This is a genomic window from Sphingomonas gei (assembly GCF_004792685.1).
Taxonomy (GTDB): domain Bacteria; phylum Pseudomonadota; class Alphaproteobacteria; order Sphingomonadales; family Sphingomonadaceae; genus Sphingomonas; species Sphingomonas gei.
In genome coordinates this window covers 97462-113377 of record NZ_SRXT01000005.1, presented here as the reverse complement: position 1 = coordinate 113377, position 15916 = coordinate 97462, and the positions used below count along the sequence as shown (strand labels likewise).

The window sequence follows — 15916 nt, the reverse complement described above, 5'->3', positions numbered from 1 at the left end:
CGTCGCGCGACCGCTTACTCGTCCTTTGAGAGGATTCGCCCACGTGCGTTACGTCTACGCTCTTACCACTGCCCTTGCCCTTGGTGGCGCCGCCACTGCCCTGACGCTGAACTACCCTGCCGGTGCGCAGACCGCGCAGAACGAGCCGGGCGCGATCCAGGCAGCGGTGCCGCGCGGCGGCGCGCCGATGAGCTTCGCCGACATGGTCGCCAAGCTGCAGCCGGCGGTGGTCAACATCTCGACCACCCAGCGCATCACCGCCAACGCCAACCCGTTCGCCGGCACGCCGTTCGAAGCATTCGGCGGCCCGGCGCGGCCTTCGACCCAGCGCGCGGAGTCGCTCGGCTCGGGCTTCATCATCTCGGCCGATGGCTATGTCGTCACCAACAACCACGTGATCTCGGCCGGCACCCGCGGCGCAGTGGTCGAAACGATCACCGTCACCCTCGCCGACCGCAAGGAATACAAGGCCAGGCTGATCGGCCGCGATCCCGCTTCGGATCTCGCGGTGCTCAAGATCGAAGGCGCCAACTTGCCCTTCGTCCGCTTCGGCGATTCGCGCCAGGCGCGCGTCGGCGACTGGATCGTCGCGATCGGCAATCCGTTCGGCCTCGGCGGCACCGTGACCGCGGGCATCATCTCGGCGACGCACCGCGTCACCGGCGGCGGCGCCTATGACCGCTTCATCCAGACCGACGCCTCGATCAACCGCGGCAATTCGGGCGGCCCGATGTTCGATCTTCAGGGCAACGTCATCGGCATCAATTCGCAGATCCTGTCGCCCACCGGCGGCAATGTCGGCATCGGCTTCGCGATTCCGGCCGAACAGGCCAAGCCGATCGTCGACACCTTGATGAAGGGCGGCGCAGTCAGCCGCGGCTATCTCGGCGTTGGAACGCAGGATTTGACTTCAGACACCGCCGACGCACTCGGCCTTCCAAAGGATCGCGGCTCGCTCGTTTCGCGCCTCGAGCCGGGTGAAGCCGCCGAGAAGGCCGGAATCCGGCAGGGCGACGTCATCGTTCGCGTGAACGGCCAGGACGTCACTCCGGAACAGTCGCTGAGCTATCTCGTCGCCAACATCGCGCCGGGCTCGCGGGTCGCGCTCGACTTGATCCGCGACGGCCGCCCGCAGACGGTAACCGCCACGATCGGCAAGCGTCCGCCCGAGGAGCAGCTCGCAGGCTTCAACGCAGACGACAACGATGCTCCCGTGCCCAACGACGAGGATGGCGGCGCGACCGGCAACGCGTCGATCGGCGTCGCGGTGACGCCGCTGACGCCGCAGATCGCGCGCAGCATCGGCGCGGATCCAGCGGCGCGCGGCGTGGTCATCACGGCGGTGGATGCGTCGAGCGATGCCGGCACCAAGGGTCTTCGCCGCGGCGACCTGATTGTCTCGATCAACCGCACCCCGGTGGCCAGCGCGGCCGACATTGCCCGCCTCGTCGGTCAGGCGAAGAGCGCTGGGCGCAAGAACGTATTGCTCTTTGTCCAGCGTGGTCCGCAGGGATCGTTCATCCCGGTGCAGATCCCGAACTGATCGGCAACGCTTTCGAACCGAGCCTTTTAGGCTGACGAAATGCCCGTTTCTCCCTAGAACCGCGCTCTGGAACAGGAGTTCGGTAATGGCAGGAGAAACGGGCATTTTCGTGGGCAGCGCCGACGGCGTGCGGCAGGAGCTGGTGCTGCGCCGCGCCAATCGCCACGGGCTGATCGCCGGCGCCACCGGCACCGGCAAGACCGTCACGCTGCAGGTCCTTGCCGAAGGATTCTCGGCGGCAGGCGTGCCGGTGTTCGTGTCCGACGTGAAGGGCGATCTCTCCGGCCTCGGCATGGCCGGCTCGCCGACTGCCAGGACCCACGCCATCTTCGCGGCACGCGCGCAGGAGATCGGCGATACCGAGTGGCGCTATGGCGAATTGCCGGTGCAGCTGTGGGACCTGTTCGGTGAACAGGGCCATCCGATCCGCGCGACGATTTCCGAGATGGGGCCTTTGCTCCTCGCCCGGTTGCTCGATCTCAACGAGACCCAGGAAGGCGTGCTCAACGTCGCCTTCCACGTCGCCGACGAGGAGGGCCTGCTGCTCCTCGACCTCGACGATCTCCAGGCGATGCTCGCGCATTGCGCCGAGCGCGCGAGCGAGCTGTCGACCAAGTTCGGCAACATCACCAAGGCCAGCGTCGGCACGATCCAGCGCCAGTTGCTCCAGTTGCGCACGCAGGGCGCGGCAAACTTCTTCGGCGAACCCGCGCTCGATATCAGCGAGTTCATCCGCACCGACGACCGCGGCCGCGGCGTGGTCAACATCCTCGCGGCGGACAAGCTCATGGCGTCGCCCAGGCTCTACGGCAGCTTCCTGCTGTGGATGCTGTCCGAATTGTTCGAGACGCTTCCCGAGATCGGCGACCCCGACAAGCCGGTGCTGGTCTTCTTCTTCGACGAGGCGCATCTGCTGTTCGACGATGCACCCAAGGCGTTGCTCGACAAGATCGAACAGGTCGTGCGGCTGATCCGCTCGAAGGGCGTCGGCGTCTATTTCATCACCCAGAACCCGATCGACATCCCCGAGGACGTCGCCGGCCAGCTCGGCAACCGCGTCCAGCACGCGTTGCGGGCGTTCACCCCGAAGGACGCCAAGGCAGTCCGATCGGCCGCGGAGACCTTCCGCGCCAATCCCAACCTCGATGTCGCGACCGCGATCACCGAGCTGAAGGTCGGCGAGGCTCTGGTGTCGGTGCTGCAGGAGGACGGTTCGCCCTCGCCGGTGCAGCGCACATTGATCCGCGCACCGGGTACCAGGGTCGGCCCACTCGCGCCCGACGAACGCGCTCTGCTGATCACCACCGACGCAGTGGCCGACAAATACGATACGCTGATCGATCGCGAGTCCGCCGAGGAGATGCTCGCGGCCAAGGCCGATGAAGCCGTGGCGGCGGCGGCGGAAGCACAGGCGGAGAATGCGGAGGACAAGGCCTCGGCGGCGCGCGCGAAGGAGCAGGCGCGGATCGCCAAGGAGGCCGAGCGCACCCGCCTCGCCACCGAACGCGCGCAGGCGACCGCGACATCGCCCTGGGCCAAGGTTGCGACCTCGGCGGCGCGCTCCGCTTCCTCCTCGCTCGGACGCCAGGTCGCCAACGAAGTCGGGCGCGAAATCTTCGGCAGTCGCGGGCGCCGCTCGTCCAGCCTCGGCGCGCAGCTGGTACGGGGCGTGCTGGGCGGGCTGTTCAGAGGCTGACAAGCGCGCCATAGTCTCGTTCGATACTTTGGGGAGATCAGGACTTGGCGACCGACGCCGCGGCCCGCGCGCCGCTCGAACTCACGCTTCGCGGCGTTCTGCTCGGGGCTGCGATCACATTGTTGTTCACTGCGGCCAACGTTTACGCCGGTCTCAAGGTCGGGCTGACCTTTGCCACTTCGATCCCCGCGGCGGTCGTGTCGATGGCGATCCTCCGCTTCTTCCGCGGCAGCACGATCCTAGAGAACAACATCGTCCAGACGATCGCCAGCGCGGCGGGCACGCTGGCGGCGATCGTGTTCGTGCTACCGGGACTGATCATGGTCGGCTGGTGGTCGGGCTTCCCGTATTGGACCACGGTCGCGGTGTGCATCACCGGCGGTGTGCTCGGGGTGATGTTCTCGGTACCGCTGCGCCGCGCGCTGGTGACCGGAACCGACCTTCCCTACCCTGAGGGCGTCGCGGCCGCCGAAGTGCTCAAGGTGGGCTCGAACAGCCGCGCCGGCGACATCGAAAACGCCAGCGGGCTGCGCGTATTGGTCCTCGGCGCGCTCTTCTCGGGCGGCTTCGCGCTGCTCGCCAAGATGAAATTGGTCGCCGAGGAAGCCGGCAAGAATTTCGCGGTCGGCGGCACCGCCACCGGCTTCTCGACCAGCTGGTCGATGCTGCTGATCGGCGTGGGGCATCTCGTCGGCATTTCGGTCGGCGCGGCGATGTTCTTCGGGATGCTCATCTCGTGGACCGTGCTCGTCCCCTATTTCGCCTCGAGCGGCGATTTGTCGGCGGGCATCGACGCGCTGGTCGGCGGCACCTTCCGCGGCCAGGTGCGCTTCATCGGCGCGGGCACGATCGGCGTCGCGGCGATCTGGTCCTTGCTCAAGATCATTGGCCCGATCATCGCCGGCCTCCGCTCGGCGCTCGCCGCATCGCGCGCCCGGGCCGGCGGCGCGACGCTCGACATCACCGAGCGTGACTTGCCGATCGGCGTAGTCGCGCTGGTGTCGGTGGCGACGCTGTTTCCGATCGCCTGGCTGCTGTGGAGCTTCTCGGCAGGCGGGCCGGTGCACGATTACCCCGTCGCCGTGATCGGCGGCACGCTTGTCTATCTCCTCGTCGTCGGGGTCCTGATCGCCGCGATCTGCGGATATATGGCGGGACTGATCGGCGCGTCGAACTCGCCGGTCTCGGGCGTCGGTATCCTCGCCGTGCTCGGCGCGTCGCTGCTGCTCGTCGCGGTGTTCGGGCACGAGGCAGATCCGACCCGGACCAACGCGCTGATCGCCTATGCGCTGTTCACCACTGCGATCATCTTCTCGATCGCGACGATCTCAAACGACAATCTCCAGGATCTCAAGACCGGCCAGCTCGTCGGCGCGACGCCGTGGAAGCAGCAGGTCGCACTGGTGATGGGCGTGGTGTTCGGCAGCCTCGCGATCCCATTGGTACTCGATCTTCTCAAGGACACGCTCGGCTTCGTCGGCATGCCCGGCGCCGGCCCCAACGCGCTCTCCGCACCGCAGGCCGCGCTGATCTCGTCGATCGCCAAGGGTGTGCTTGGCGGCGACATCGACTGGGGGCTGATCGGGATCGGCGCCGCAATCGGCGCCGGCGTGATCGTGCTCGACGAACTGCTCGGCCGCTCGGGCAAGATGCGCTTGCCGCCGCTCGCGGTGGGCATGGGCATTTACCTGCCGATGGCGCTCACCTTGCTGATCCCGGTCGGCGCGGTGATCGGCTATTTCTACAATCGCTGGGCCAAAAGTAGCGGCAATCCCGAATTCGCCGAGCGGATGGGCGTGCTCGCGGCGACCGGACTCATTGTCGGTGAGAGCCTGTTCGGGGTGGCGTTCGCCGGAGTCCTCGCCTGGGCCAATCGCAATTCGCCGATCCCGCCCAACGACGCCCCGCTGGCGCTGATGGGCGAGAGCTTCGAAACCGTTGCCCTGTGGATCGCGCCGTTGCTGTTCTTCGGGCTGATCGCGCTGATCTACGCGCGCACCCGCAGCATGGTGCGGCGCGCACCGCCGGCTTCCGAGCCGCCAGTGGATCAGGACATCGCGACCTATCGGTGAAAACTAGGAGCCCCTCCCTGCCAGCAGGGAGGGGCGTAAGATCAATCCATCTGCTCGAGCAGCGCCTTGATCGGCACGAACGCGAACGCCACCGAGCTGTCCGCAACGCCGTACGGAATGAAGATCTTCTCGCCGTGGCGGATCGCGCCGCAGGTATAGACGACGTTGGGCACATAGCCCTCGCGGTCCTGATCCGCCGCAGCCAGCAAAGGCTCCTTCGAGCGCGCGAGCACCTTCGACGGGTCGTTCTTGTCGAGCAACGCCGCACCGATCGAATACTTCCGCATCGCGCCGACCCCGTGGGTCAGCACCAGCCAGCCCTCGGCCAGCTCGATCGGCGGGCCGCAATTGCCCATCTGGACGAGCTCCCACGGATATTGCGGCTTGATCAGCAGCTCGCCGCCTTCCCAATGGGTGATGTCTTCCGACGTGTGGAGGAAGATGTTCTCGCCGTCCTGCCGGCCGAGCATCATGTACTTGCCGTCGATCTTGCGAGGGAACAGCGCCATGCCCTTGTTGCGCGACGCGCCGCCGCTCATCGGCACCAAATCGATCGCACGCCAGTCGCGCGTGCGCATCAGCTCGGACTGGATCACCGAGCCGTTATAGGCGGTGTAGGTCCCGATCCATTCCTCGCTGCCATCGTCATGGTGGAAATGGCAAATGCGCAGATCCTCGAGCCCGTTCGACTGCGCCTTGGTGATCGGGAAGATGACCGTGCCCGACAGCGTCGAATCGCGATGCCGATACACCGTCACCGGCCCCTCGGGCATCGTGTCTTCGTCCTCCTCGCGCGCATCGGCAGCGGTGGCGAAGGGCGGCTCGGGGGCGAGCACCAGTTCGTTATTGTCGGTGATGATGCCTTCGCGAAACGACACCGACGAGATGTGCCCTTCGCCCACGGCGCGCAGCGACATCAATATGCGCATGCTGCCCTTGGGCATCCCCGACTGGTCGTAATGCGGCACTGCGCTGGGGTTCATCAAAGCTGCGGCGGCATAGCTATATTCGTGGCAGAAATAGGCGCCGAGCAATTGACGCTTCTCGTCACCGATCGCGCTGCCGTCGAGCTTGAGCATCGTCTCGATCTCGTCGTAGCGCGTCATGAACACGCGACGCGTCTGCCAGTGCCGCGCCTCGAAATCCTTGAGCACGATCTCCAGCTGCGCGCTCGCTTCGCCCGGAGACATCGCCAGCACTTCACTGACGATGCGTTCCGAACGGCTCGGCCCCGCGCCGTTCTGCGCCCAGGCGATATGGAACGGACGAACCACCACGCGCGAGGGATCGGCGCGAAGCCGCAGCGTGTGATTGAACAATTCGTGCATTAGTCCCCCAACGTCCCGGATTGCCGGCGCGCAGGGCTACGCGACGGCGGTGCGGGGGGTGCTTTCCACGTTTTCGGCCGGCTTTGAAAGTACGGAAATCGCGCAATTCGCCAATTGCAGCGCCAGAATCGACTCGGCGCCCTGATTTCGGTTCAAACCGGTCGGCATCAGCCCGTCGAAACAGCCGCCATCCTGCGCGGTCGCGAGCGGGAGCTCGAGATCGTTGGCGCCGAGATACCAGCGATAGGCTTTCATCGCCTCTTCATACCAGCGCTTGTCGCCGGTAACTTCATACGCCGCCACGCAGGCGTCGACCGTAGCCTGTGCCTCAAGCGGCTGCTGGTCAAATTGCAGCGGCTCGGAATAAGGCGGGCGGCCGAAGCTCTCGCTGCCGACGGCGCGGAAGCGCCCCTCGGGCGAGGTCTGGCGTCCGACGATCCAATCGAGCGTCTCGAGCCCGACCTGGATGAAGTCCTGCCGGCCGAGCACCTTGCCTGCGTGCAGCAGCGCTTCGGGCAAACGCGCATTGTCGTACGCCAGCACGATCTCGAACCATTGCCATTCGGGCCGGCGCGCCTGATCAAGCAACGTGATCAGCTCGTCGCCATAGCGGGTGAGGATGTCGCGCGACAGTGCGTGGCCCGGATGCGCCTCGATCATCGCGGCGGCACCCAGCATCGCGAAGGCATGGCTGCGCGGCGCATCGAGCTCGAGCGCGATCGACGCGGTAGTGTCGAACATCATCGACGCCCAGTCGCGATGCTTCTGCGCCCGCGCGTCGCGCGCCGTGACGCCCAATGCCCAGATCGCGCGGCCGTTCGAATCCTCCGACCCGATATCCTCGCACCACGTGCGATCGAAGTTCATGAAGTTGCGGAAGCGGCGCTGGTCGGGGTTCCACGCATATTGGACGAAGGACGCATAGATGCTCGTCCATTTGTCGCGGATGACTTCGTCCACGTCGTTGATCTTGCACATCAGAATCAACGCGCGGGCATTGTCGTCGATGCAATAGCCGTGGCGACGATCGGGCACCGAATAGATCGAATGCTGGAGCATGCCGGTGGAGTCGCTCATCCGCTCCACAGCCGCAATATCGGGCTTGAGCGTCGCCAGCTCGGCCGTGGGCTTTGCGAACCGGCGCGGCTTGGCGGCGATGATCGCGCCTAACTCGGCCATCGCATTCTCCGCGAGGCGCGGCCAGATCATCGTACGGCCGCGGGCATAAGCTCGCTGCCCCAGAGCAAGCCGTTCGTCTTTGTCGGTCAACAAACGGTCGATTTCGCGGGCAAATGCCGCGCTGTCGCCGAAATCAACGAGCACGCCGTGATCGTCGGCGAGGATCTCGGTCGCATGGATATAGGGCGTCGAGATCACCGGCTTGCCGACGCCGACGGCATAAGAGAGCGTGCCCGACGTGATCTGCGCCGGATTATTGTACGGCGTGACGTAAAGGTCGGCCGCCTGAAGATAATCGATCAGTTCGTCATGCTCGACAAACGCGTCGACGAACTGGACGTGCTCGGCGACACCCTTCTCGGCAGCGAGCGCCTTCAGCCGGTCGCGATATGCCTCGCCCTCGTGCGCAACGAGGTTCGGGTGCGTTGCACCCAGCACCACGTACAGCGCCTCCGGATGATGCGCGACGACCTGCGGCAGCGCCGCGATCATCGTCTCGATGCCCTTGTTGGGGGCGAGCAAACCGAACGTCAGAACGACCTCGCGGCCTTCCCAGCCGAATTGCGGCTTCATGCTGTCCGGATCGGCAAAGGCGCGCTCGGGCACGCCATGAGGGATCATGACGATGTTCTTACCGTTCGCGCCGTGAATGCGCTTGAGGATGTCGCGGCCCTTCTCGGCCATGACGATGATCCGCGACGAGCGCCGCAGCAGCAATTCCATAACGCGGCGTTCGTCGACGCTCGGCTTTTCGAGTATGGTGTGAAGCGTCGTGATCACCGGGATCGACAGGCGATCAATCAGCGCGATCAGGAAATCGCCGGCGGGGCCGCCATAGATGCCATATTCGTGCTGGATCCACAGCGCCTGCGCGCCGCTCGCCTCAATCGCGCGCGCCGCGTCGAGATAGGCGGCGCGTTCGTCCTGCGGGATCGCGCGGGTGACAGCATCGGGATAATCGTAGCGACCGGGATGGTCGTCCATCGCATAGACGTCGACTCGAAGCTCCGGGAAACGCTGCTTGAGCGCGTTATAGGTGTCGGTCGTGTAGGTCGCGAGTCCGCACTTGCGCGGGAGAAAGTTCCCCAGAAGTGCAAGGTGGGTGATCCCAGGACCAATCATGAACGGCGCCATCCCTGTTCCTTCGCTACTGCAAACAATCAGGCTGTCGAAAACCTGTTTCGTGTCTCCCAACTCTCGCAAAGCTATATGGTTTCATTCTTGTTGCAATGCAACATACGCGAATCGACGAACCGTGCCGTAAATGTGAGGTTCAGCCGCGGCCGCGATATCCGGGCACGTCCTGGGGCGGGATCCACACCCCGGAAGGGGCCAGGCCGGACTGCCAGAATATGTCGATCGGGATGCCGCCGCGCGGATACCAATAGCCGCCGATCCGCAGCCATTTCGGCTTCATCTCCTCAAACAATCGCTCGCCGATGCCGACGGTGCAGTCCTCGTGAAACGCGCCGTGGTTGCGGAAGCTGCCGAGGAAAAGCTTGAGCGACTTGGATTCGACGATCGTGTCGCCGGGCACGTAATCGATCACCAAATGCGCGAAATCGGGCTGGCCGGTGATCGGGCACAGCGACGTGAATTCCGGCGCCGCGAAGCGGATCATGTAGCGGCTGCCGGGGCGCGGATTGGCGACGTAATCGAGTACCGCTTCTTCCGGGGTGGCGGGAAGCGCGGAGGTCTGGCCGAGATGCTTGGGTTCCATCGCCGCGATGTAGGCGTTTGCCGAGCGCTTTGCATCCTTCTAGGAGCAGAGGATGGATGCACTCGTAACGACAGCATGGCTCGCCGACCAACTCGGTGCCAATGACCTGGTGGTGCTCGACGCCACCTATACCTCGACCTTGCCGGGGTCGGCGAAACAGGATCCGCGTGCGGAATATGCCGCGGGGCATATCCCGGGCGCGCTGCTGCTCGATCTCGACACTCTGGTCGATGCGGAGGACCCGCTCCCTTCGATGCTGCCGCCGCGTGACCTGTTCGAGGCGCGGATGGCGGAGCTGGGCGTATCGGTGCACAGTCGGGTGGTGCTCTACGACAGCAGCCCGCACCATACCTCGTGCCGGGCATGGTGGGTGCTCGGCCGCTTCGGGGTCGAGGCGGCGTTGCTCGATGGTGGCATCGCCAAATGGCAAGCGGAAGGTCGGCCGCTCGAACACGACGCCCCCTCCCCCGTCCGCAGCAATTTCGAAGCGGGCATGCCGCGGACCCAGGTGCGCAGCCTCGCCGAGATGCAGGCCACCGACGAGCAGATCGTCGACGCCCGCTCGGCGGCACGCTTCACCGGCGACGAGCCCGATCCGCGCGCCGAATGCGCGCCCGGCCACATTCCGGGCTCGAAGAACGTCCCGCAGGGCCGCTTTTTCGAGGCCGACGGTAGCTGGAAGCATCCCGACGCGATCCGCACCCTTTTCGCCGATGCCGGACTTGAGCCGGACAAGCCGCTGGTCGCCACTTGCGGCTCGGGAATCACTGCCTGCGTCGTCGCCTTCGCCGCGCATCTCCTCGGCCGGGACGCGCCGGTCTATGACGGCAGCTGGTCCGAATGGGGCGCGGATCCCGCGACGCCCAAGGCATTGGGGCCGGCATGAGCGAGAAGAAGGACGCAACCAGGATCGTCCAGGCCGGGCGGCGCGACGAATGGACGCAGGGGGTGGTCAACCCGCCGGTGTGGCGCGCCTCGACGATCCTCTATGATTCGGTCGCCGAGCTGCGCGCGCGCGGCGCGGCCGACACCCACCATAAACTATTCTACGGCCGCCGCGGCACGCCGACCCAATGGTCGCTCGCCGACGCGCTGACCGAGCTCGAGCCCGGCGCCGAGGCCACCCTGCTCTATCCCTCGGGCGTCGCCGCGATCGCCTCGGCATTGCTCGCGATACTCGAACCCGGCGACCAATTGCTGCTGACCGACAGCGCCTATGACCCGACCCGCAACCTCGCCAACGGCCTGCTCAAGCGATTCGGGATCACCACGACCTTCTACGATCCCTTGATCGGCGCCGGGATCGCCGAGCTCTGCACCGAGCGGACCAAGGCGATCTTCATGGAAAGCCCGGGCAGCCTGACCTTCGAGGTGCAGGACATTCCGGCGATCGTCGCCGTCGCCAAGGCGCGCGGGATCACCACTTTGCTCGACAATACCTGGGCGACGCCGCTGCTGCTGCCCGCAATCGGCATGGGCGTCGATTATTCGATCCTCGCCTGCACCAAATATATCGTCGGCCATTCGGACGTGATGCTCGGATCGGTGACCGCCGCCGAAGGCCAGTATCAGCGGCTGCGCGCGGCGACCTATCAGCTCGGTCAGACCGCCAGCCCCGACGACGCCTGGCTCGGCGCGCGCGGCCTGCGGACGATGGCGGTGCGGCTCGATCAGCACGGCCGCTCGGCGCTGAAGATCGCCGAATGGCTCGAGGATCGGCCCGAAGTCGCGCGCGTGCTCCATCCGGCACTGCCCGACTGCCCCGGCCACATGATCTTCGCGCGCGATTTCCGCGGCGCCTCCGGCCTGTTCTCGTTCGTCCTCAACGGCGGCGGCGAAGCGGCGCGCGCCGCGCTGATCGACGGGCTCGCGCATTTCGGCATCGGCTATAGCTGGGGCGGGTTCGAGAGCCTCGCCATCCCGGTCGACCCGCAGCTTCATCGCACCGCGACCAAATGGGAAGCCGAAGGACCGGTGGTGCGGCTGCAGATCGGGCTCGAGGATTGCGACGATCTGATCGCCGACCTCGAAGCGGGCCTCGCGCGCTTCGCCGAGGTGCGGGGATGATGGAGCGGCTCGGGGCCTGGCTGGCGGGACATAATCTGCCGGGCGCCCCCGAGCTTTCGGAGGCCGCGATCGCAGGCGGGCTCGCGGCGCTCGCGCTCATCCTCGGCTGGATCGCCGGGCGCTACATCGGCACCCGCATCGCCGCCGCCTGGGCCGAGCATGTCAGCGGCAATGCCGCGCGCTTCCATCTGCGGGTGCGCGCGATCGTACGCTGGGGTGCCGCCGCGATCCTTCTCTCGATCGTCGCGGTGAGCTGGCCGTGGGGCCCGCTCGCCGCTTTGATCCTCGGGCTGCTCGAGGGGTTTGCCGTCGCGATGCTCGTCGGCGGCGTGCTGCGCGGGCTCAATTTGCCGCGCTGGGCCGCCTGGACGCTGGCGGCGCTCGCCTTCACCGCGATCCTCAGCAACGCGATCGGCGGGTTCGCGATGGTCGAGGCGACGCTCGACCGCGTCGGCATCCAGATCGGCCAGCGGCGCCTGTCGCTGCTGTCCGGTTTCACCCTCGGCATCACCGTGCTCCTGCTCTTCGCCGGCGTCCGGCTGGTCAATCGCGTGCTCAGCCATTCGATCGCCACCGCCCGGGGCTTCGACGCTACCCAGAAATTGCTCGTCCAGAAGCTCGCCGCGATCACGGTGGTGGTGCTCGCCTTCTTCATCGGCGTCGACCTGCTCAAGATCGACCTCACTGCCTTCGCCGTCTTCTCGGGCGCATTCGGTCTCGCAGTCGGTTTCGGGCTGCAGAAGACGATCGGCAATCTGATCGCCGGGATCATTCTGTTGATGGACCGCTCGATCAAGCCCGGCGACGTCATCGTGGTGGGCGACAGCTTCGGCTGGGTGAATAAGATCGGCGTCCGCGCCGTCTCGGTGATCACCCGCGACGGTAAGGAGCATCTGATTCCGAACGAGAATCTGATGACGCAGGAAGTCGAGAACTGGTCGTACACCGATCGCAACGTCCGCGTCCGCATTCCGGTGACCGTCGCTTACGACTGCGATCTGAAGCTCGCACAGGAGTTGATGCTGCGCGCCGCCGCCGACAGCCCGCGCGTTCTCGACAATCCCCCGGCCAACGTATGGCTCACTGCTTTTGGCGAAAAGGGCGTCGAGCACGAAATCCTGGTCTGGATCAACGATCCGGAGAGCGGCGTCGGCAGCGTCAAGAGCGACGTGCTCAATCGGCTATGGCTGCTGTTCAAGGAGCACCGGATCGCCATCCCCTATCCGGTTCGGGACGTGCGCGTGACCGCATGGCCCGCGTTGGAGCGCGAAACGCCATCATAAACGCACAGCGCCCCTCCCGCTTCGCGCCCGCCGCGCCTATCTTGAACTGGTGAGTTCCCAGCCCGTTACCGCCCGTATCGCCGATGGCGTCGCCTCGATCCCCTCGGCGGAGTGGGACGCCTGCGCCGGCATCGGCAACCCGTTCGTCACGCACCGCTTCCTGTCGATCCTCGAACGCTCCGGCTCGGTGACGGCGCATGCAGGCTGGCAGCCGCTGCCGATCCTGGTCGACGGCGCCGATGGCCGCGCCGCGGCGATCGCCCCGGCCTATGTCAAGGCGCACAGCCAGGGCGAATATGTCTTCGACCATGGCTGGGCCGACGCATGGGAGCGCGCCGGCGGCGAATATTACCCCAAGCTTCAGGTCGCAGTGCCATTCACCCCGGTGCCCGGCCCGCGGCTGCTGCTACGCGACGACGCCGCCTCCCCCGCGCTGATCGCGGCGATCGAGGCAGTGACCGACCAGAACCAGCTGTCCTCGGCGCATGTGACCTTCGTCGATGCGGCGCAATTGCACTGGTTCGAAGCGGCCGGCTGGCTGGTCCGCGCGGGCACCCAGTTCCACTGGCAGAACCACGATTACGCTGGATTCGACGATTTCCTCGCCGCGCTCTCCAGCCGCAAGCGCAAGGCGATCCGCAAGGAACGCGCGGCGGCGCTGGAAGGGCTGGCCGTCCGCCATCTGACCGGCGGCGAGATCGGCGAAGCGCATTGGGACGCTTTCTGGGAATTCTATCAGGATACCGGCGCACGCAAATGGGGCCGGCCCTATCTGACGCGCGCCTTCTTCTCGCTGCTCGGCGCCGAGATGGCCGACGAAGTCCTGCTGATCCTCGCCGAGCGCGACGGCGTGCCGATCGCGGGCGCGCTCAACCTGATCGGCGGCGATGCGCTGTACGGACGCTATTGGGGCGCAGTCGAGGAAGTGCCGTTCCTCCATTTCGAGCTCTGCTACTATCAGGCGATCGACGCCGCGATTGCGCGCGGGTTGGCGCGGGTAGAGGCCGGCGCGCAGGGCGAGCACAAGCTCGCGCGCGGCTATGCCCCGGTGACGACCTGGTCGGCGCATTACATTCCCAATCCCGGCTTCCGCCAGGCGGTCGCGGATTTTCTCCACCGCGAACGCGAAGCGGTCGAACGCGAGCAGGAATGGCTGGGCGAGATGATGCCGTTCAAGCGCGAGGGGTGAGCTGGCGCGGCCACGGTGCGCAGGACAACCCCGCCCCGTTCGTGCTGAGCTTGTCGAAGCACCGTTCTTCTTCGCTGGCCGGCCAAAAGAAGAATGCCCTTCGACAAGCTCAGGGCGAACGGAGATTGCGCACCGTCCTTACTACTCCACCACCGGCGAAGGCGAAGCCTCGGGCTCGGGCAAATTGCTGGTGAACTGGCGCCCGTCGTTGAGGATGATCTGCCGCTCCCATTTGGGCAGCGGCAATTCGCCAGGCAGGATGATCGGCGCGGCGACCTTGTGGTCGACCTTGTAGAGCCCGCTATTGCTGTGGCCGTCGACATAGACCGGCACCAGCCCCTGCAGGAACTTCGCCGGGAATTGCGGCGGGCGGATCATCCAGACATAGTCGAACGCGTCGCGCGGGAAGCGTGACAGTGCCCAGGGAACCGGCCGCCACCATTCGCGCGGGCATTGCACGTCGGTGACGATCTGCGAGGGATCGTGCGCAAAGCGCTTGGCGGCGGCGTAGCGCACCGTGAGCAATTGCGCCCCCGGCATCGACCATTGATCGTTGGTATATGCCAGCCTGCGTTCCAGCGCGAGCGCGGGGACGTGCTGGAGCCGCGTCATCTTCCATTCGTTGTAACAGGTCTCGCCGACGAAGCTGATCAGCCGCGCGCCGACCGGCAGATGGTCGAGCGCCTTCAATTCGCGATCATAGGATTTGTCGTAGAGGAAGAAGCTCCACGTCGTCGACACGATCCGCGCCGTGAAGAACGCCATGCCGAGCGCCGCGACCAACGCCGCACCGCGCATCGACATGCCGGGCTTGGGCCGGATCGCAATGATCCCGATCGCCATCAGGAACGGCACCAGCCGCATATCGGCATAGGCCGATCCGAACACGATCCGCGGCAGCAGGATGTAGACTGCGGCGAGGAACAGGAACGACAGCCCGAGATTGCGCGAATATTGAAGGTTCGGGTCGCGGATCGCCTTGAACAGCAGCAGGAACAGCACGCCGACCGAGGCGATGTCGAACAATTGCCAGCGATCGCGGAACACCTGGGTGATCCACAGCATCTTGGCGCGCCAGTTGAACCAGTCGGCGGTCTGCCCGGTGACGTGCCCGCCGCTGCGCCACATCAGCATCAGCAGCGCCGGCGGGGCGAGGACGAGGCACTGGATACCCGCCTTGAACCACGGCAGCAGCCAGGCACGGGCGAAGCCTTCGCGGCGATGCGCATCGTGATGGCGGACCAGTTCGGCCGAGAAAGCCAGCACGCCGAGCACCCCCCAGCCGAAGGTATGGGTGATCCAGATCAGCACCGACAGCGGCAGGAACACCAAGGATCGGAACTGGAACTTGCCGAGCCTTGCCAGCCGCAGCCACCAGCCGAAGGCGAGCAACGCCATTCCCATCGACAGCGCGAAATTGACGAAGCCGAAATGGAACGGGAAGGCATATGCCAGCGGCAGCGCGAACAAGGCCGTGGCGGGGATGCGCCCATGCACTTCGCGCGCGATCATCAGCAGCCCGGCGACGGTCATCGCGGGAATCGAGATGACGATCAATTTGACTGCGAGTTCGAGCCCGAACAGCTTGGAGAGCGGGATGACCAGAAGATCGACCCCGAGATTGCCCATCAGGCTCCAGTTGAAATTATACCATTCGTGGAGATGCGGAAACTGCTCCCAGACGAGCTGGACGCGGTAGCGCCCCATATGCCCGGGCAAGTCGACCAAAGGCGGGATTTCGGGCCATAGCAGCGGCACGATCGCCATGAATGTGGCCAGCGCCACGAACCACCGCGTCTGCCACCAATGCCGTACTTCGCCCCTGTCCATTGCGCGGCT

Annotated in this window: 11 protein-coding genes; 7 read left to right on the top strand and 4 right to left on the bottom strand. The window is 65.9% G+C overall.

What is annotated here, in order from left to right; genetic code table 11:
* Positions 1-43 precede the first annotated feature (43 nt).
* From E5A73_RS13295 to E5A73_RS13285, 3 genes are all read left to right on the top strand, one after another.
* Entirely contained in the window at positions 44-1543 is a 1500-nt protein-coding gene (locus tag E5A73_RS13295; protein ID WP_135964336.1) for a Do family serine endopeptidase, read from the top strand.
* A gap of 85 nt (positions 1544-1628) precedes the next feature.
* The gene (locus tag E5A73_RS13290; protein WP_135964335.1) at positions 1629-3239 is read left to right on the top strand and encodes a helicase HerA-like domain-containing protein; all 1611 of its coding nucleotides are present in this window, start codon (positions 1629-1631) and stop codon (positions 3237-3239) included.
* A gap of 44 nt (positions 3240-3283) precedes the next feature.
* Positions 3284-5311, top strand: coding sequence for an OPT family oligopeptide transporter (locus E5A73_RS13285; RefSeq protein WP_135964334.1), 2028 nt, complete (start codon positions 3284-3286; stop codon positions 5309-5311).
* 41 nt (positions 5312-5352) lie between these two features.
* Here the strand turns inward: E5A73_RS13285 and E5A73_RS13280 are convergent, their stop codons facing one another.
* The 3 genes from E5A73_RS13280 to queF form a co-directional block, all read right to left on the bottom strand.
* Positions 5353-6639: a glycoside hydrolase family 130 protein gene (locus E5A73_RS13280; RefSeq protein ID WP_135964333.1), complete on the bottom strand. Its 1287-nt coding sequence runs from the start codon at positions 6637-6639 to the stop codon at positions 5353-5355.
* Positions 6640-6675: 36 nt separating this feature from the next.
* Positions 6676-8952, bottom strand: a complete 2277-nt coding sequence (locus E5A73_RS13275; RefSeq protein WP_135964332.1) for a glycosyltransferase family 4 protein — start codon at positions 8950-8952, stop codon at positions 6676-6678.
* Positions 8953-9091: 139 nt separating this feature from the next.
* Positions 9092-9538: a preQ(1) synthase gene (queF, locus tag E5A73_RS13270; RefSeq protein ID WP_135964331.1), complete on the bottom strand. Its 447-nt coding sequence runs from the start codon at positions 9536-9538 to the stop codon at positions 9092-9094.
* Positions 9539-9590: 52 nt separating this feature from the next.
* Between queF and E5A73_RS13265 the strand changes: the two genes are divergently transcribed.
* From E5A73_RS13265 to E5A73_RS13250, 4 genes are read left to right on the top strand one after another with little or no spacing between them, the layout of a single operon-like run.
* Complete coding sequence (locus E5A73_RS13265; protein WP_135964330.1) at positions 9591-10424, top strand: sulfurtransferase; 834 nt, start codon at positions 9591-9593, stop codon at positions 10422-10424.
* Positions 10421-11605, top strand: coding sequence for a cystathionine beta-lyase (metC, locus tag E5A73_RS13260; RefSeq protein ID WP_135964329.1), 1185 nt, complete (start codon positions 10421-10423; stop codon positions 11603-11605). The genes E5A73_RS13265 and metC overlap by 4 nt, the downstream gene beginning before the upstream one ends.
* On the top strand, positions 11602-12888 hold the full coding sequence (locus E5A73_RS13255) for a mechanosensitive ion channel family protein (protein WP_135964328.1): 1287 nt from the start codon (positions 11602-11604) through the stop codon (positions 12886-12888). Before metC ends, E5A73_RS13255 begins: the two co-directional genes overlap by 4 nt.
* Before the next feature lie 49 nt (positions 12889-12937).
* Positions 12938-14077 carry a GNAT family N-acetyltransferase gene (locus tag E5A73_RS13250; RefSeq protein WP_135964327.1) on the top strand — a complete coding sequence of 380 codons (1140 nt, stop codon included), beginning with the start codon at positions 12938-12940 and terminating at the stop codon, positions 14075-14077.
* A gap of 141 nt (positions 14078-14218) precedes the next feature.
* Here the strand turns inward: E5A73_RS13250 and E5A73_RS13245 are convergent, their stop codons facing one another.
* On the bottom strand, positions 14219-15907 hold the full coding sequence (locus E5A73_RS13245; RefSeq protein WP_240700174.1) for a hypothetical protein: 1689 nt from the start codon (positions 15905-15907) through the stop codon (positions 14219-14221).
* Positions 15908-15916 lie beyond the last annotated feature (9 nt).

Excerpts from the sequence above, each read along its gene's own strand:
- E5A73_RS13275 (WP_135964332.1), bottom strand. The coding sequence starts at position 8,952 with ATGGCGCCGTTCATGATTGGTCCTGGGATCACCCACCTTGCACTTCTG.
- E5A73_RS13245 (WP_240700174.1), bottom strand. The coding sequence starts at position 15,907 with ATGGACAGGGGCGAAGTACGGCATTGGTGGCAGACGCGGTGGTTCGTG.
- E5A73_RS13280 (WP_135964333.1), bottom strand. The coding sequence starts at position 6,639 with ATGCACGAATTGTTCAATCACACGCTGCGGCTTCGCGCCGATCCCTCG.
- queF (WP_135964331.1), bottom strand. The coding sequence starts at position 9,538 with ATGGAACCCAAGCATCTCGGCCAGACCTCCGCGCTTCCCGCCACCCCG.
- E5A73_RS13265 (WP_135964330.1), top strand. The coding sequence starts at position 9,591 with ATGGATGCACTCGTAACGACAGCATGGCTCGCCGACCAACTCGGTGCC.
- metC (WP_135964329.1), top strand. The coding sequence starts at position 10,421 with ATGAGCGAGAAGAAGGACGCAACCAGGATCGTCCAGGCCGGGCGGCGC.
- E5A73_RS13290 (WP_135964335.1), top strand. The coding sequence starts at position 1,629 with ATGGCAGGAGAAACGGGCATTTTCGTGGGCAGCGCCGACGGCGTGCGG.
- E5A73_RS13255 (WP_135964328.1), top strand. The coding sequence starts at position 11,602 with ATGATGGAGCGGCTCGGGGCCTGGCTGGCGGGACATAATCTGCCGGGC.